The 15850-nt window shown below is 66.2% G+C and carries 15 protein-coding genes and 1 tRNA gene; 11 read left to right on the top strand and 5 right to left on the bottom strand.

Annotation, left to right across the window (positions count from 1 at the left end; all coding sequences use genetic code 11):
- Positions 1-37: 37 nt before the first annotated feature.
- Positions 38-418 (bottom strand): VOC family protein, encoded by a 381-nt coding sequence (locus tag MRBLMD1_RS06870; protein ID WP_364398404.1) that lies wholly within the window; start codon positions 416-418, stop codon positions 38-40.
- 162 nt (positions 419-580) lie between these two features.
- Between MRBLMD1_RS06870 and MRBLMD1_RS06865 the strand changes: the two genes are divergently transcribed.
- The gene (locus MRBLMD1_RS06865) at positions 581-1207 is read left to right on the top strand and encodes a hypothetical protein (RefSeq protein ID WP_364398402.1); all 627 of its coding nucleotides are present in this window, start codon (positions 581-583) and stop codon (positions 1205-1207) included.
- Positions 1208-1267: 60 nt separating this feature from the next.
- The gene (locus MRBLMD1_RS06860; RefSeq protein ID WP_364398400.1) at positions 1268-1876 is read left to right on the top strand and encodes a DUF6919 domain-containing protein; all 609 of its coding nucleotides are present in this window, start codon (positions 1268-1270) and stop codon (positions 1874-1876) included.
- Positions 1877-1904: 28 nt separating this feature from the next.
- On the opposite strand, the gene MRBLMD1_RS06855 is transcribed toward MRBLMD1_RS06860, so the two are convergent.
- Complete coding sequence (locus tag MRBLMD1_RS06855; protein WP_159629334.1) at positions 1905-2387, bottom strand: pyridoxamine 5'-phosphate oxidase family protein; 483 nt, start codon at positions 2385-2387, stop codon at positions 1905-1907.
- A 67-nt stretch (positions 2388-2454) separates the two neighbouring features.
- Entirely contained in the window at positions 2455-3900 is a 1446-nt protein-coding gene (locus MRBLMD1_RS06850) for a flavin monoamine oxidase family protein (RefSeq protein ID WP_364398398.1), read from the bottom strand.
- Between the two features lie 82 nt (positions 3901-3982).
- Between MRBLMD1_RS06850 and MRBLMD1_RS06845 the strand changes: the two genes are divergently transcribed.
- The gene (locus tag MRBLMD1_RS06845) at positions 3983-4693 is read left to right on the top strand and encodes a TetR/AcrR family transcriptional regulator (RefSeq protein WP_307493262.1); all 711 of its coding nucleotides are present in this window, start codon (positions 3983-3985) and stop codon (positions 4691-4693) included.
- A 15-nt stretch (positions 4694-4708) separates the two neighbouring features.
- On the opposite strand, the gene MRBLMD1_RS06840 is transcribed toward MRBLMD1_RS06845, so the two are convergent.
- Positions 4709-5638: an NADP-dependent oxidoreductase gene (locus tag MRBLMD1_RS06840; RefSeq protein WP_364398395.1), complete on the bottom strand. Its 930-nt coding sequence runs from the start codon at positions 5636-5638 to the stop codon at positions 4709-4711.
- 153 nt (positions 5639-5791) lie between these two features.
- Between MRBLMD1_RS06840 and MRBLMD1_RS06835 the strand changes: the two genes are divergently transcribed.
- Both MRBLMD1_RS06835 and MRBLMD1_RS06830 read left to right on the top strand, forming a co-directional pair.
- Positions 5792-6919 (top strand): L-talarate/galactarate dehydratase, encoded by a 1128-nt coding sequence (locus tag MRBLMD1_RS06835; RefSeq protein WP_364398393.1) that lies wholly within the window; start codon positions 5792-5794, stop codon positions 6917-6919.
- 23 nt (positions 6920-6942) lie between these two features.
- On the top strand, positions 6943-7662 hold the full coding sequence (locus MRBLMD1_RS06830; protein ID WP_159629342.1) for a FadR/GntR family transcriptional regulator: 720 nt from the start codon (positions 6943-6945) through the stop codon (positions 7660-7662).
- A 158-nt stretch (positions 7663-7820) separates the two neighbouring features.
- Here the strand turns inward: MRBLMD1_RS06830 and MRBLMD1_RS06825 are convergent.
- A tRNA-Leu gene (locus MRBLMD1_RS06825) sits at positions 7821-7903 on the bottom strand.
- Between the two features lie 395 nt (positions 7904-8298).
- Between MRBLMD1_RS06825 and MRBLMD1_RS06820 the strand changes: the two genes are divergently transcribed.
- Genes MRBLMD1_RS06820 through MRBLMD1_RS06795 form a run of 6 tightly spaced genes read left to right on the top strand, consistent with a single transcriptional unit; the run spans position 8299 to position 15802 of the window.
- Positions 8299-9042 carry a DUF3662 and FHA domain-containing protein gene (locus MRBLMD1_RS06820; protein WP_364398391.1) on the top strand — a complete coding sequence of 248 codons (744 nt, stop codon included), beginning with the start codon at positions 8299-8301 and terminating at the stop codon, positions 9040-9042.
- Complete coding sequence (locus MRBLMD1_RS06815) at positions 9039-9521, top strand: FHA domain-containing protein FhaB/FipA (RefSeq protein WP_275181771.1); 483 nt, start codon at positions 9039-9041, stop codon at positions 9519-9521. Before MRBLMD1_RS06820 ends, MRBLMD1_RS06815 begins: the two co-directional genes overlap by 4 nt.
- 2 nt (positions 9522-9523) lie before the next feature.
- Positions 9524-11233, top strand: coding sequence for a PP2C family protein-serine/threonine phosphatase (locus tag MRBLMD1_RS06810; RefSeq protein WP_370871850.1), 1710 nt, complete (start codon positions 9524-9526; stop codon positions 11231-11233).
- The gene (locus MRBLMD1_RS06805) at positions 11230-12618 is read left to right on the top strand and encodes an FtsW/RodA/SpoVE family cell cycle protein (protein ID WP_364398389.1); all 1389 of its coding nucleotides are present in this window, start codon (positions 11230-11232) and stop codon (positions 12616-12618) included. The genes MRBLMD1_RS06810 and MRBLMD1_RS06805 overlap by 4 nt, the downstream gene beginning before the upstream one ends.
- Positions 12615-14075 carry a peptidoglycan D,D-transpeptidase FtsI family protein gene (locus MRBLMD1_RS06800; RefSeq protein WP_275181768.1) on the top strand — a complete coding sequence of 487 codons (1461 nt, stop codon included), beginning with the start codon at positions 12615-12617 and terminating at the stop codon, positions 14073-14075. The genes MRBLMD1_RS06805 and MRBLMD1_RS06800 overlap by 4 nt, the downstream gene beginning before the upstream one ends.
- Positions 14072-15802, top strand: a complete 1731-nt coding sequence (locus tag MRBLMD1_RS06795) for a serine/threonine-protein kinase (protein WP_364398386.1) — start codon at positions 14072-14074, stop codon at positions 15800-15802. The genes MRBLMD1_RS06800 and MRBLMD1_RS06795 overlap by 4 nt, the downstream gene beginning before the upstream one ends.
- Positions 15803-15850 lie beyond the last annotated feature (48 nt).

Genomic DNA, 15850 nt, shown 5'->3' with positions numbered 1-15850 from the left:
CGGATGCGCGGACAAGCTTCTGTTGCATCCCGGTCCGTCAGTCCTGGTGGATCTGGATGTAGTTGCCGCAGCCGTCGTCGAACACGGCGCTGGTCCCAAATGAGTCCGTGGTGGGCGGAGTCTTGAAGCTGACCCCGGCGGCCGACAGGCGGTCATATTCTGCCTGGACGTCGGGTACCCCGAAAACGATGGCGGGGAGGCCGGCCTCACGCACGGCGTGCATGTAACTCGCGCCGATCGGGTTGTCGCTGGGTTCAAGGAGCAGCCCCACCGAACTGTCGGCCGCCCCCGGATCCTTAATGATGTACAGGTTGTACTCCGGCATGGCCATGAGGGTGTCAAAGCCGAGCGTGCCGGTGTAGAAGGCGTGGGCGGCCGCGGGGTCCTGGACGTGGATGCTGCACATTTTGAGTCGCATGGTCCCACGCTACCGCCCAACATGGCGCCCTTTGGAGTGCCTGCCTCCGCATTTTGCAGCCATTGACGCTGTGCCTGGAAGACGGTCCAATGGAAGGACCAGCCCGGGCTTTCCGGCCGGGGCCGAGTCTTTGTGGGGAATGACGGGCGCGGGAGGTGCAGGATGTCAGTCGTGGCGGAGTCCTTGACCCAGGGACTGCTTCAAGGTGCGGGGGTGGTCCTGCTGTGCGGTGCCGTGCTGGTTGCCAGCGTCGCCGCCACGGTTTTCGTTGTACGACGACGGTCCCTGGCACCCGCAGGCGGCGCACCGGAGGCTCCTGACCAGCTGTTTTGGGACCTGTTCCTCGGTTCCTGCGTGGCGCTTCCGGCCCTTCTGATCCCGGCCCTGGTTTATCCCTGGGCGGGGCTGGTGCTGGCCGGAGCAGCTGCGGCTTCGGGCCTTGCGGCCTACCGGGGCAGCCCAAAGTTCCTGGCGTGGCGCGCAGCCCGGCGTGAATACCGGGAGCAGCTCTCCGCGCATCAGGCCGCCCGGATACAGCATGATGAGCTCATAGTCCGCTGGCAGCGCTACGAACTGGATCCCGGCTGCAGCATCGACTACCCGGCACTGACCGACGTGCGGCTGCCGGAAACGTCCGCGTTGATCAAGGCCATGCGGACCGCGGATCAACTGCGGACGGCCACGCATAAGGGCTACCCGGACGCCGTCGGAAGCCTGGCTGCATCGCTCGCAGCAGCGGAACGGGCGGCGGGAATTCCGGCGGCCATGCCAATGAAGCAGGCCGGCTGAAGTTAACTGCTGTGTCGAAGGGGTTGGATCGGCGCGGAGGCCCGGCGATAGCATCCCAAGATGAAGCCTGAGGAACTGCCTGTCCATGACGAGTACGGCCGGCTGCTGGAGGACCGCGGGGTCTGGCGGCAAGCCACCACGCTGGAGGCCGCCGGTGAGCTGACGGCACGGTGGCTGGAAGGCGGGAGTTCGTACCAGCCGGGCCACTTCGCTGCGGCATTCGACGCCGAGACGGAACCACTGGCCGCGCCGTTGGCTGAGTTGAACCGCAGCGGGCTGTTCACGAAGGAGTCCCAGCCGGGCATCCTGGCTGATGGGGCGGCGCAGCGGCAGTACGTCACCGGCTTCTGCAGCGCCGAAACCGCGCGGAGCCTGCTGGCACTTTCCACCCGCACGGAGCTGGTGACAGTAGTCCACGCTCCCGGGGAGGCAAGCAGCGCCGCCATTCCCGTGACCCTGGCCGGATCAGAGATCACCACGGTGCTGGGCTCCAGCGAGAACCCCGTGGAGGAGGCCCAGATCCAGGACTGGGCCGGGGAAACCAACGATGCGCTGGCCCTCCTGCTCGCGGATTCCTGGTATGTGGAGATCCTGGATCCTGTGTGGGGCCGCAATGACGTGCTGCTGCCTGCAGTCCTGGAGGCATTGAAAGGGGCGGAGCAGCAGTAGCCGCCCCGCCCCCTGTCAACAACCTGCGCTACAGCTCCACAGTGCCGCTTTCGCCGACGCTCATCCGGCTGTTGGTGACTTTTGACTTCACCCACTGAAGCACCGTGGCAGCGGTGCCGCCCGGACTGGTCCAGTACTCGGCAGAATCCGAATCGACCCGCAGCAGGCACACCTCGGGGGTGTCCGGACCGTCCGGGAACCATGCTTCAACAACCTGGTTCCACATCTCGTGGATCTTGGCCCGGTCCGTGACCACTTCCGCGGTTCCGGCAACGGACACCCATTCGGTCTTCTTGCCAAAGGCGACGTTGACGCGCGGGTCGGCCTGGACGTGCGCTACCTGCGAGGTGCCAAGGCCCGTGAAGAACCACATGTCGCCGTCGTCCTTGACCTCCTGGACCGCCAGCGGCCGGCTGACGAGGGCGCCTGCTTCGTTGATGGTGGTGACCATTCCGATCTTGGAATCGTTGATGATCTCCGTAACCTTGCTGATGCTCTGGGCGTCAGTCATGCCTCACCTCGTTCGTCGAAAAGTCGGGGACGCTCCCCGTCGCCAGCCTATTAGTAAGCATGCTTATTTACCAGCCGGATGCCACCGGAACCTTGGCAACTTCCGCGATGCGCGCCGCGGTGATGCGGCCCATGCGGATGGCGCCGTCCACATGCTGGTAGCCTTCAGCGGCGAGATCGGACGAGGACCAGTAGATGGGGCCGACGGGGGCGTGCTGGTCCTTGCCGTAGCGGTGGAGTCCGCCCAGGTCATAGCTGGAGGCATAGGCGCCGCGGGTCCACTCCTCGGAACCCCAATCGGACTCGTAGTAGACCTCCGGCGCGAGGGCTTCCGCACCCAGGTAACCGGCGATCGAGTCGAGGATCGCCTTCCTGCGCTCTTCGGCACTCAACTCGAAAACGGCGTCGGCCTTCTCATCGGAGACGAAGCCCACCAGCGTGCCGCGGGCATCGCCATGGTTGGTGTTGTCGTACACCTCCTGGACCAGGGCGTCTGCCCCGAAACAGGTCCCGGAAAGTCCCTTGTCCCGCCAGAACGGGGTGCTGTAGACGGCGTGCACCTTGATGACCAGGCCCAGGGACTGGTGCTGGTGCATCTGGTGCTGGCGGCGCGGCAGCGGCGGATTGAAGGAGACACGGGAGTAGAGGTTGGGCGGCACGGCCATGATGACGAACCGGGCGTTCACTGTGGCCCGGTCGGATTCAACGGTGACGCGGTGGCCGCCGCCGGCATCCGGCTCCCAGTTGATGGTGCGGACCGGGGAGCCAAGGACCACGTCCTCCCCCAGTTCCTGCGCCTGCAGCAGCGAGACCTGCTGCATTCCACCCACCACGCGGCGGTCCAGGATGAAGTCCTCGTCCGTCAGGTGGGTGAAGGAGCCGGCCGAGGCGGCCATCAGGACGGCCTGCAGGGCGGAGAAGGAGTGCGCGGGCTTGGTGAGCATGCCGCCGGCGATGAACAGGCCGATGTTCCTGCAGGCTTCCTCATTGGCCGAGTTCTGCCGCAGCCAGTGGTGGAAGGAGATGGTGTCCAGTTCACGCGCTTTGGGGTGCGCCCAGGGTTCGGTTGGTCCAATCTCCGCGGCGAGTCCGTCCAGCAGCGCCACCAGGCGGTCCATTTCGACGGCGGTGTCCGGGTCCACCGGAAAGGTGTCCCCGGTGTAGCGCACGGGTGAGCCGTCGGCGCCAATGTAGATGGACTCTCCTTCGCGGTAGCGCGGGTAGGTCTCCAAGCCCAGTTCCTGGAGCAGTTCCAGGAGGGCGGTCTGGTCCGGCGAGACCCACTGTCCGCCGATTTCGAGCATGGCCCCATCAACGGTGTCGGTCCAGGTGCGGCCGCCCACCCGGTCGCGGGCCTCGAGCACGGCGACGGTGAGGCCGGCCTTCTTCAGTTCACGGGCGGCGGTGAGTCCGGACGGCCCGGCTCCAACGACCACGACGTCGCGGTTCAGGTTCAGCATGATGTCCTCTCTGCGGCCCTCGGTGACGGGGACCACTAAATGAATGCCATTCATTTAGCTAGAACTATAGCCGGTGCCTGCCGGGAGCGGAAGTGCTGGATGGAATAATGCAGGGGACACCGACGAAAGGGCAGCAATGCCGGCAGTATCAGCCGCACAGGGGCGCTCCGCCAGCAACGGCGGCGCACAGAGGAGGCGGGCAGGCCGGCCGTCGGCTGCAGTGCTGGACAAGGCGGGGATCACGGCAGCCGCCCTGGAACTGGTGAGCCGGAAAGGTTATGACGGCCTGACCATGGCGGCGCTGGCCAAGGTGCTCGACGTGGCACCTTCCGCCCTTTATAACCATGTGAAATCCAAACAGGACGTACTGCTCCTGGTGGAGGACCACCTGATGTCACTGGTGGACGTCTCAGGTTTCGGGGGCGGCAGCTGGGAAGACGCCGTGCGCACCTGGGCGTGGAGCTACCGGGATGTCTTCGCCGAACATACCCCGCTCATTCCCGTTATCGCAGTCCTGCCGGTGACGGACGCCCCCCAGACCCTTGCCATGTATGAAACCGTCAGCAAGGGGTTTTTCGACGCCGGGTTCCCCCGGGAGCGCATTGTCCCCGCCATCGTGGCGCTGGAGTCCTTCATTTTCGGCTCTGCGTACGACGTCACGGCACCGGAGGACATCTTCGATTCCGGTTCCATGGCGGAATCCACGCCGCATTTCACCGCGGCCGTGCGGAGTTCGGCCCACGGGCAGGACGGGCCGGCCGGGCAGGAACGTGGCCGCCCGGCCGATACCGCCTTCCAGCTTGGGCTCGAGGCCCTGATTGCCGGTTTCGGAGCCATCAGGACCTAGCGGCCCTCACGGACCTCAGGGGGTTTGGTCCACTGTCACAACAATCTTGCCGCGGGTATGCCCGGCCATGTTGAGCCGGAATGCATCGGCGGCCCGGTCCAGCGGAAATACCTCGGCGACCTCCACCCGCATCTTCCTGTCGTCCACCAGATCCGCAAGCTCCTGGAGTTGGGCGCCCACAGGGCTTACCCACATCCAGGTTCCGCCATGTTCCTCCACGTCACTGTCGGCGATGGAGGCGTGCCTGCCGCCGTCAGCAAGCACCGCGAGGGTAGCCTCAAGATTGCCGCCGACAAAATCGGCAACCACCTCAACGCCGTCCGGGCGGAGGGACCGGACCCGGTCGGCAAGGCCGTCACCGTAGGTGATGGGATGTGCGCCCAGGGACCGGAGGAAATCATGGTTCTTTTCCGACGCCGTCGCAATGACATGGGCGCCCAGGGCCACGGCGATCTGGATGCCCAGGGATCCCACGCCGCCGGCTCCGCCGTGGATCAGCACGGTCTCGCCGGACGCGAGGCCAAGGCGGTTGAGGACCTGGTAGGCAGTCAATCCGGCCAACGGGAGTCCTGCGGACTCGTTCCATTCGAGGGTTGCGGGCTTTCGGGCCAGGAGCCTTTCAGGAAGGGCAATGTATTCGGCGAAGCTGCCGCCGTGGACATAATCCTTGCGGCCATAGGAGATGACTTCGTCCCCGGGCTTGAACTGCTGGGAATCGATTCCCACGGATTCCACCACGCCCGCCACGTCCCATCCCGGGACCGCCGGGAACTGCAGGTCCATCGCAGCATCCAGGTAGCCGGCCATGATCTTCCAGTCCACCGGGTTTACCGAAGCCGCCTTGACCTTGACCAGGACCATTCCGGGTCCCACCTTCGGCATGGGCTGCTCAGTGAGCTCAAGGACGTCGGGGCTGCCGTATTTGCTGTAAGTAATCGCCTTCATGCCTGCGTCAACAGCCTCCTGGCCTGCAGCTATTCCGGCCGTGCACCGTAAGTGGCGCATCGCACGGACGGCCCCACCTACTTGTAATACAAGTATGTGACTTATATCCTAAGAGGGTGGGCGAAGGAGCCCCGCCCCGCCCTAGGAGATTAAATGAGCACCGTCGACTTCATCCGGCACGTCAGGCTGTCCACCGCCAGGCTTCCCCTCACCGTTCCCATCAGCGACGCCAAGGTCTTCACCGGCCGGCAGAAGCCCATGACCGAGGTGGTCTTCCTGTTCGCCGAGATCACCACCGAACTGGGCCATTCAGGGATCGGCTTCAGCTACTCCAAGCGTGCCGGAGGGCCGGCCCAGTACGCCCACGCCAAGGAAGTTGCCGAAGGCCTCATCGGTGAGGACCCCAACGACATCGCCAGGATCTACACCAAGCTCCTGTGGGCAGGCGCGTCCGTGGGACGGTCCGGCGTCGCCACCCAGGCCCTCGCCGCCGTCGACGTCGCTTTGTACGACCTCAAGGCGAAGCGCGCCGGACTGCCGCTGGCCAAACTCCTTGGCTCCTACCGCGATTCCGTGCGGACCTACAACACCTCCGGCGGCTTCCTGAATGCCACGCTGGAGGAGGTCAAAGCACGCGCCACCCAGTCGATCGAGGAGGGCATCGGCGGCATCAAGATCAAGGTGGGCCTGCCGGACAGCAAGGAAGACCTGCGCCGCGTTGCCGGAATCCGCGACCACATCGGTCCTGACGTTCCGCTCATGGTGGACGCCAACCAGCAGTGGGACCGCGCCACCGCCCTGCGCATGGGCCGCCGCTTCGAGGAATTCGACCTTGTCTGGATTGAAGAGCCGCTGGACGCCTACGACTTCGAAGGCCACGCCCACCTGGCGCAGGTCCTGGACACCCCTATTGCCACCGGCGAAATGCTTGCCTCCGTGGCCGAGCACAAGGGCCTCATTGCCGCGAACGGCTGCGACATCATCCAGCCCGATGCCCCTCGCGTCGGCGGCATCACCCAATTCCTCCGCCTCGCCGCCCTTGCGGACGAGCGCGGACTGGGACTTGCCCCGCATTTCGCCATGGAGATCCATCTCCACCTCGCTGCTGCCTATCCGCGCGAGCCCTGGGTGGAGCACTTCGACTGGCTGGACCCCTTATTCAACGAGCGCCTGGAAACCAAGGACGGCCGGATGATCGTCCCCGACCGCCCAGGCCTGGGCGTCACACTGAGCGACCAGGCACGGGCCTGGACCACCGAGAGCGTTGAGTTCGGCGCGTAACCCCGACGCCGTACCCTTGAGCCATGAGCCGGAACCTCACCGCGGACCTTGCCGCTGACCTCCGCAACCGCATCGTGGACGGCGTGATCCAGCCGGGCGAGAAGCTGCCCAGCGAGAACACGCTCATCAGCGACTTCGGCGTCAGCCGCACTGTGGTGCGGGCCGCCCTCACCCGGCTGCAGGCGGAGGGCCTCGTCGAAACCGAGCGCGGCCGCGGCAGCTTCGCCCTTACTCCGCCCGCGGAAGGGCCGCTGGCAGTGCCCGGAGTCCGCCCCGTGGCCACTACAGAGGACCGGCTGCACCTGCTGGCCTTCCGCATGGGCGTGGAGACGGAGGCTGCGGCCCTGGCCGCCCGGAACCACACGGACCGGCAACTGCGCGCCGCCAGTACGGCGCTGGACGCCTTCACCGGAAGCGCGGGCCATCCTGCCCATGCCATGAAATCGGACTTCGAGTTCCACCGGGCCGTGGCCGCAGCATCCGGCAACCCCTATTACTCGGACTGCCTGGCGGCCCTGGGCCAGACCATGATTGCCATGCCCCGCACCCGCCTGATGACCGGCGTCGAGCATTACGCCCGGGACCATTTTGACCAGGTGGTCCAGGAGCACCGGTCCATCCTGGAGGCGATCGCCGACCGTGACGAGGCTGCCGCGGCGGCAGCCATGCGCAGCCACTTGGCCAACTCACGACGCCGGTTCAAGGCTTCGGCGCGCCCGTCCAGCCAGGGGCCCGTCCGTTAGCGCCGCCGGCCAGGCACTCAACGCACCCGCCACCGGACGAACCACCCTGGAACGCGCGGGGTGCGAAGTCCGTGCGCGGGGGCGATCCTTCAGAACCGCTGATCCATGCGGGAAACGCAGAAGAGCCCCGGTCCAAGACCGGGGCTCTTCCATTTGCGTGCGCGAGGGGGGATTTGAACCCCCACGCCCTTTCGGACACTGGCACCTGAAGCCAGCGCGTCTGCCGTTCCGCCACTCGCGCGCAACTTCCTCCACTTAACCGGACCGGTTTCCCGTTCCGCGCCTCGTAAAAGCAGCGAGATCAAGCATAACGGACAGATGCCGCAAATTACCAATTGGCCCCCGTCCGCCCTCCCGCGCCCCTCTACGACAGGCTAAAAGCCGCGCAAAAGCAGGCATCCTGGGGTCATCAGCCGTGCCCCCGATTCCCCGCCGCAACAGCCCTGAGCAGTCACGCATCCGAACTTTTGCCGGCGCCCGGCCGTTGTGGATTAAGGTCATTCGCAGGGCTGGCCATTAGTATCGGATGTAGGAGTGGCCACTGCCCGCGGGCATCACCGCGCAACGATGGACTGCCCTGCAGGTGCTGGCCAGCAACAACTACTGCCCCGGAGCCGGGGGGAAAGGAGAAGAACCATGGGTCTGCTGGACAAGGTTGAACGTGGCATTGAAAAGGCCGTCCGCGGCGTCTTCTCCACCGGTTCCAAAGCGCAGGTTGAGCCCGTTGAGATCGCCAGCCGGCTCCGCCGCGAGGTGGACCACAAGGCCCTCCCTGTGGCGGCCGGACGCACGCTGGTACCCAACGTCTTCGACGTCCAGCTCAGTGACGATGACTTTGGCCGCGCACAGGAATGGGGCACGCCGCTGGCCGAAGAACTCTGCGACGTGGTCATCAACCACGTCCGCAGCCAGGGCTACACCCTCCAGGGCCCCGTCCGCATTTCGTTCCGGCGCGATTCCGAACTCCGCGCCGGGGATTTCGAAATAGCCTCCTCCACCGAAAAATCCCAGGGATCCGCCGCCCAGCCAAAGCCCCAGACCAACGTTCCGGCGGCCCCGAGCCGGCAGCCTGTCAGGCTCCAGCCGGTGCTGGACATTGACGGCCAGCGCTATTCGCTCAACGCCCCGTCCATCATCCTGGGCCGGTCTTCAGAGGCGGACATCCACATCGAAGACACGGGCGTATCCCGGCGCCACCTGGAGATCCGCACGGCCAACGGTGTCACCAGCGCCGTGGACCTGGGCTCCACCAATGGCAGCTACGTCAACGGCCAAAAGGTTTCCGGAAGCACCGAACTCACAGACGGCTCCACCATCACGATGGGACGGACAAAGATCATCTTCCGCCTGCTTCCTGCCAACCAGGGTGGCCACGCATGAGCGACCTCACCATCACCGCGCTGCGGTTCGGCTTCCTGCTGCTCCTCTGGGTCCTGATCTTCAGCATCGTCTCCGCCATGCGCCGTGACCTGATGCTGGGCCGCAAGGCTGCGGCCGGTGCACCCACAGCCCGCCAGATCCGGCGAAACCCCGAACTGGCCGAAGCGCCGCCACAGCCCGTGAAACAGCAGGCCCGGCAGCTGGTGGTGCTCGAAGGTCCGCTCAAGGGCCGGACCCTGCCCCTGGCAGCGAGCCCCATCCTGCTGGGACGCGCCCAGGAAGCCACCCTGGTCCTTGAGGACGATTACGCCTCCGGCCGCCACGCCAGGCTCTTCCCGCAGGGCAGCCGCTGGTTCATCGAAGATCTTGGTTCCACCAACGGAACCTACTTGGGAGACCAGCAACTTACCCGTGCCCTGCCTGTCGAGCCAGGGGTACCCGTGAGAATCGGCAAGACGGTCATTGAATTGAGGCCGTAACTGTGGCCGAGGCTGAAACCCCCGCAACCGGCTCCAGTCCGGCTCAGCGGCCCCTCATCATGCGCTTCGCCGCGCGGTCGGACGTGGGCCGGATCCGTTCCAAGAACGACGATTCCGCTTACGCCGGCCGCCATCTCGCAGTGGTCGCAGATGGCATGGGCGGCCATGCGGGCGGCGATGTTGCCTCAGCTGCGACCGTCCTGGACATGATCCACCTGGACAGCGCGGACCACGGGGCGGACGCCGGGACCGTGTTGGCCGATGAGATCCAAACTGCCAACTCCCTGCTCTCTGAACTGGTGCACATCAACCCGAAGCTCGCGGGTATGGGCACCACCGTCACTGCGCTCCTGCTGGCGGATGACAAACTGCATTTCGCCCACATCGGCGACTCACGCGCCTACCGGCTCCGCGACGGTGAATTCAAGCAGGTCAGCGTGGACCACACCTTCGTACAGAGGCTCATCGACGAAGGCCGGCTGCGGCCTGAGGAAGCGGAAACGCACCCGCACAAGAACGTCCTCATGCGCGTCCTGGGTGACGTCGATGCCAGCCCCGAGCTGGACCTGGACACCCTGGACGCCCGGCCCGGGGACCGCTGGCTGCTGTGCTCGGATGGACTGAACTATGTGGCCGCGCATGCGGTGGAGCGGACTGTCCGAGAAACCCACAACCTGCATGAGTGCGCCGAAACCCTTGTTGAACTGACCCTTGAGGCCGGTTCGCCGGACAACGTCACCGTGGTCATGGTGGACATCGTGGAGGAAACGCCCGACGACGTCAGCACGGCAGCCGTCGAAATTGTCCCGCCGGTGCAGGGCAGCAAGCCCGCTGCCGCGGCGGATGCTTCACCCGCAGCCCAGGCTGCTGCCGCCGTGCCGGCCGATGGCAAGGAGGTGGCCGGTTCGGAAGCCGGAGCTCCCAAGCCAGATACCGGGCCTGCCAAGGAAACGGAAGACGGCGCCGGCGCCAAGGACGGCGACGCCAGCCCGGCCGACTCCGGCGGCACCGACCCCCACCTTGGGGAACACCTCTCCGCCGAGGTCCTGCGCGAAGAGCTGGCCTCCCGCCCGCATGAACTGGTGGGCGCCGCTGCTGCTGCCGCGGAGTCCGGTTCCATCCCCACCGTCGCCGGCCGTACCGTGGCCCGGCGGGCCGCAACGCTCCTGACGCACAAGGCGGAACCGGCAGACGGGGAAGACACCTTGCCGCCACTGCGTCCCCGCCGCTGGTTGACCTGGTCCATCGCGGCCGCCGTCCTGGTAGTGGTGGCCGTTGGCCTCTGGCTTGGTTACGCGTGGACGCAGACCCGCTACTACGTGGGCGAGTTCGACTCCCGCGTGGCCATCTACAACGGGGTGTCGCAGCGGCTGGGTCCCATCCAGCTTTCCTCCCTGGAAGCAGTGACGGATATCCGCATGGACTCCCTCCCGCCGTTCTCGCAGCAGCGCGTGCGGCAGACGGTGCCTGCCAATGACCTCTACGACGCCCAGCGGATCGTCAAGAACCTGGAGCTCACCGGAACAACTTCGCCCGAGGAAGAGTGCCCCAAGCCTTCCGCGTCCGCCAGTGCCCCGGCACCCTCCAACAGTGCGCCCCCTGCCAGTGCAGCGGCGCCGCCACCGGCACCGGATGCGTCCGCTCCTGCCCCGGCGCCGTCCGCACCGTCACCCTCACCCACTCCCACCATCACCTGCGAGGCGGCCAAATGAGCCAGGTAAGCACCATGCCCAAGCCTCGCCGCAACGTGGAACTTGCGTTGCTGCTGCTGGCCCTTGCCGTCGGCATCGGCGCCAACATGATGGTGGGCGTGGACCAGGAGAAGGCTTTCGACTCGGATTTCTGGTTCCAGTCCAGCCTGCTGGCAATGGCCGCCCTGGTGTTCCACGGCGTCCTGCGGTTCCGCGCTAAATATGCCGATCCAGTAATACTTCCGATCGTTGTCGCCCTCAACGGCCTGGGCCTGGCAATGATCCACCGGCTTGATGCTCCCGGCGAGGACACCGGCAACAACCAGCTCCGGTGGACCCTCATTGCCATGGCAGTGGCCATCGCCGTGGTCTTCTTCCTCAAGGACCACCGCATCCTGCGCCGGTTTACCTTTATTTCGCTGGCAGCCTCGGCCCTGTTGCTGATCCTGCCGCTTGTCCCGGGAATCAGCGCCGGTGAAATCCTGGGTGCGCGGGTGTGGATCAGGGTCGGTCCCATGACGTTCCAGCCGGGCGAAGTCGCCAAGATTACGCTGGCCATATTCTTCGCCGGGTATCTGTCCTCCAACCGCGACCTCATCCTGCTCGCCGGCCGCAAAATCGGCCCCATGCAGTTTCCGCGGTTCAAGGACATGGGTCCCATGATCACCGCATGGCTCGTCAGCATCGGTGTGCTCATCTTCCAGCGCGACCTGGGCTCCTCCCTGTTGTTCTTCGGCCTGTTCATCGTCATGATCTATGTGGCCACCAGCCGGATCAGCTGGGTGGTGATCGGGCTGGCCCTGATCATCGGCGGCGGTTTCGTTGCGGCCCAGGTGTTCGCCCACGTCCAGCAGCGCGTCTACGGCTGGCTCAACGCCTTCTCCCCCGACGTCTATGAGAACGGCAGCCGGCAGGTCATCGAAGGCCTGTTCGGCATGGCCAACGGCGGACTGGTGGGCACGGGCCTTGGCCAGGGGCGTCCGGACCTCGTTCCTTTCGCCAACAGCGACATGATCATCGCCTCCCTGGGCGAGGAACTGGGGCTGATCGGCTTGTTCGCCGTGGTCCTGCTGTACCTGCTGTTCATCACCCGTGGCTTCCGTGCCGCCCTGGGCACCCGGGACGCGTTCGGCAAACTCCTCGCCTGCGGGCTGTCCTTCGCGGTCGCCCTCCAGTGCTTCGTGGTCATCGGCGGCGTCACCCGGCTCATTCCGTTGACCGGGCTCACCACCCCCTTCCTCGCGGCCGGCGGATCGTCCCTCCTGGCCAACTGGATCATCGTGGGACTGCTCCTGATGATTTCGCACGCCGCCCGCGGACCCGTGGACACCACTCCACTCCCGCCCGCCGGCGCGACGGCGGCAACCGGCATTGACACTCCAACCGAGGCGGTGAAGCAGGCATGAACCAGGCAATCCGACACTCGTGGGTAGCCGCAGTGGCCATGTTCGCGCTGCTCTTCGGCGCCATCAGCTTTGTGCAGGTGGTGGGCGCCGACGACCTCAAGACCAATCCGCTGAACCAGCGCGCCATTCTCCAGAACTACTGCAACGACCGCGGCGCCATCATCGTCGGCGGCACCCCCGTGGCCGAGTCCGTGGAGACCGGTTCGGAGACCTGCAAGTTCCAGCGCACCTACCCCCAGCCGGAGCTGTATGCCGGGATCACCGGCTACTTCTCGAAGAACTACGGGGCCACGGGCCTTGAACAGGCCATGGGCGCCGAACTGGCAGGCAACTCGGACCAGCTTTTCCTTGACCGGGTGGGCCAGCTCTTCCTGGGCAACCAGCCCAAGGGCGCCTCGGTGGAACTGACCATCGACCCCCAGATCCAGCAGCTCGCCTACAGCCTGATCCCGGACGGCCAGCGCGGCTCGATCGTGGTCACCAACCCCAAGACCGGTGCCATCCTGGCCATGGCATCCAAGCCGTCCTACAATCCGAACCTCGCCGCCACGCAGGACGCCGCCGCCGAAGGCGCCAACATGAACGAACTGGTGAAGGTCCCCGGCATCAACCTGAACCAGAACGTCAGCGGCCCCACCGGCGAGCTGCTCGCTCCGGGATCGGTCTTCAAATTGGTGGACACAGCCGCGGCCCTGGCGTCGGGGAAGTACAACAAGGACAGCGTCCTGCCCAACCCCGCCGAGATGCCTTTCGACGGCATCCAGTACAAGCTTCCCAACTACGCCGGCGGTAACTGCTACACCAGGGACACCGCTGGGTTCGCCTTCGCCCTGCAGCAGTCCTGCAACACGCCGTTCGCCAGCATCGCCCTGGACCTTGGCCGTGACGCCATTGCCGCCCAGTACAAGAAGTTCGGGTTCGGCGAGGACGTTGGAAACCAGCTGAAGCTTGGCCACGCAACGGGGAACGGGTTCCCTGACAAGCTGGACGCGCCGGGCCTGGCCCAGTCCGCCATCGGCCAGAAGGATGTCCGGGTGACGCCGCTGCAGGTGAACATGATGACGAACGCCATCGCGAACGGCGGCGTCCAGATGGCGCCCAGCCTGGTCAAAACGCTGCGGTCCCCGGATCTGCGCGTTATTGACGAGCCACAGCCGGCCCAGCTCAGGACGTCAACCAGCCCGGAGATCGCCAAGCAAATCACCGAATGGATGACCAGCGTGGTGACGGACGGTATCGCCAAGAGTGCTGCAGTGCCCGGCGTGCAGGTCGCGGGCAAGACCGGCACCGCCGAACTCGGCAACGGAACCAACAACTCGTGGTTCACCGGGTTCGCACCCGCTGACAATCCCAAGGTCAGCGTCACGATCGTCATGGAAGGCGTAGACATCTACGCGGGAGCAAAGCTGACCAGTCCTAACGCGAAGAAGATTTTTGAGGCGGTGTTGAATAAGTGAGGCCTACAACGGGAATCACCCTCGGCGGCAGATTCCAGCTGACCACGCGGATTGCGATCGGCGGCATGGGGGAAGTCTGGAAGGCCAAAGACCTCGTCCTGGGCCGCATCGTCGCCATCAAGGTGCTGAAGGAGGAGTACACCGGCGACCCGGGATTCCTCCAGCGCTTCCGCGCCGAGGCCCGCCACACCGCCCTCCTGAACCACGTGGGGATCGCCAACGTCTTCGACTACGGCGAAGAAGAGGGCTCAGCCTACCTGGTCATGGAACTGGTCCCGGGGCAGCCGCTGAGCAGCATCATCGAACACGAGCAGGTGCTCTCGCCCGACCGTACGCTGTCGATCATCGCGCAGACCGCCCGCGCCTTGGCCGTTGCGCACGCCCAGGGCCTTGTCCACCGCGACGTCAAGCCTGGCAACCTCCTGATCACCCCTGACGGGCGGGTCAAGGTCACCGACTTCGGCATCGCCCGCCTCGCCGACCAGGTGCCCCTCACCCAGACCGGGCAGGTCATGGGTACCGCGCAGTACCTGGCGCCCGAACAGGCAACGGGCCAGACCGCAACCGGTTCGTCGGACATCTACTCACTGGGCGTCATTGGATACGAGTGCCTCAGCGGCCACCGCCCGTTCTCCGGCGAATCGCAGATCGCCATTGCCCTGGCCCAAGTGAACGACGCCCCGCCGCCCCTCCCGGAGAGCCTGCCCACGCCGGTCCGCGCGCTCCTGATGTCCATGCTGGCCAAGGACCCCAAGGACCGGCCGGCGAATGCCATCAAGCTCGCCGAAGCTGCGGAAGCCATCCGTAACGGGGATGTGGGCGCTGCCCGTGCCGCGGTGCCCGGCATGCTTCTTTTCGACGCCGATACCGGCCCCATCACCGCACCCGTTGACACGGCCACGGCCCCCACGGGCGTCATCGGCACACAGCGTGACTCGGCCCCCACCGCCACATCCGCCCTCCCGGTGATGGGCGCAGCCGCGGCAGGCGCTGCGGCGGGAATGGCTGCCAGCGCCCACGGCGCATCAGCCGATGGCGGGGAGCGTGCGCAGGGGCCGCTGGCCCGCGCCAACGCATTGGCTGCCGAGCGGAACTGGGACCAGGAGGAGGAAACGTACGACGACGCGCCCTCCGATGAGCCCCGGCGCAAGGGACGCAGCCCGTGGACCTGGCCCCTGGTTGCCCTGATCCTGCTGCTCCTCTTCGCCCTGGTGGGCTTCCTCCTGAACCAGGTGGGGCTCTTCTCGCCGGCCGGCAACCCCAGCTCCAGCGCCACCGCCAGCAGCGCACCGCCGTCGTCCGCGACACCCACGCGGACCAGCGCCTCAGCCACGCCCACGCAGACGCGCAGCACGCCGACGCCCACACCCACCACGCAGCCCACCCAGGCCACGGTCAACGTGATACCGGCGGCGTACCTCGGCAAGGACTACCGCCAGGTCCAGTCCGCCCTGGCGGGCCTGGGACTCCAGGTGACTGTCCTTCCGCAGGAGAGCAGCACCGAGACGCCTGGTACTGTGCTGGAGCTCAACCCCACCGGGACGGTGCCCAAGGGTTCGCTCATCACCGTCATCTACGCCACGGCTCCCAGCCCCGCGCCCACCACGACGGCGCCAAGCCCTGCCCCCACGTCCTCGTCCCCCGTGGCGGGACCGACGCCCATCTCGCCCCTGGCAACCTGTGCGGCCGGCCAGACGCCGGGAGTACCCCCAACCTGCGCACCCTGACCGTCGGGACCACCAGTGAATGAGTCACCACGCACACCGTTGCACCGG

The organism is Pseudarthrobacter sp. LMD1-1-1.1 (assembly GCF_040676255.1).
GTDB lineage: Bacteria > Actinomycetota > Actinomycetes > Actinomycetales > Micrococcaceae > Arthrobacter.
The sequence above is the reverse complement of the archived record's forward strand: the minus strand, read 5'-3'. Positions and strand labels throughout refer to the sequence as shown.

Excerpts from the sequence above, each read along its gene's own strand:
- MRBLMD1_RS06840 (WP_364398395.1), bottom strand. The coding sequence starts at position 5,638 with ATGAAGGCGATTACTTACAGCAAATACGGCAGCCCCGACGTCCTTGAG.
- MRBLMD1_RS06860 (WP_364398400.1), top strand. The coding sequence starts at position 1,268 with ATGAAGCCTGAGGAACTGCCTGTCCATGACGAGTACGGCCGGCTGCTG.
- MRBLMD1_RS06820 (WP_364398391.1), top strand. The coding sequence starts at position 8,299 with ATGGGTCTGCTGGACAAGGTTGAACGTGGCATTGAAAAGGCCGTCCGC.
- MRBLMD1_RS06870 (WP_364398404.1), bottom strand. The coding sequence starts at position 418 with ATGCGACTCAAAATGTGCAGCATCCACGTCCAGGACCCCGCGGCCGCC.
- MRBLMD1_RS06830 (WP_159629342.1), top strand. The coding sequence starts at position 6,943 with ATGAGCCGGAACCTCACCGCGGACCTTGCCGCTGACCTCCGCAACCGC.
- MRBLMD1_RS06800 (WP_275181768.1), top strand. The coding sequence starts at position 12,615 with ATGAACCAGGCAATCCGACACTCGTGGGTAGCCGCAGTGGCCATGTTC.
- MRBLMD1_RS06815 (WP_275181771.1), top strand. The coding sequence starts at position 9,039 with ATGAGCGACCTCACCATCACCGCGCTGCGGTTCGGCTTCCTGCTGCTC.
- MRBLMD1_RS06855 (WP_159629334.1), bottom strand. The coding sequence starts at position 2,387 with ATGACTGACGCCCAGAGCATCAGCAAGGTTACGGAGATCATCAACGAT.
- MRBLMD1_RS06835 (WP_364398393.1), top strand. The coding sequence starts at position 5,792 with ATGAGCACCGTCGACTTCATCCGGCACGTCAGGCTGTCCACCGCCAGG.
- MRBLMD1_RS06850 (WP_364398398.1), bottom strand. The coding sequence starts at position 3,900 with ATGAATGGCATTCATTTAGTGGTCCCCGTCACCGAGGGCCGCAGAGAG.
- MRBLMD1_RS06865 (WP_364398402.1), top strand. The coding sequence starts at position 581 with ATGTCAGTCGTGGCGGAGTCCTTGACCCAGGGACTGCTTCAAGGTGCG.
- MRBLMD1_RS06805 (WP_364398389.1), top strand. The coding sequence starts at position 11,230 with ATGAGCCAGGTAAGCACCATGCCCAAGCCTCGCCGCAACGTGGAACTT.
- MRBLMD1_RS06845 (WP_307493262.1), top strand. The coding sequence starts at position 3,983 with ATGCCGGCAGTATCAGCCGCACAGGGGCGCTCCGCCAGCAACGGCGGC.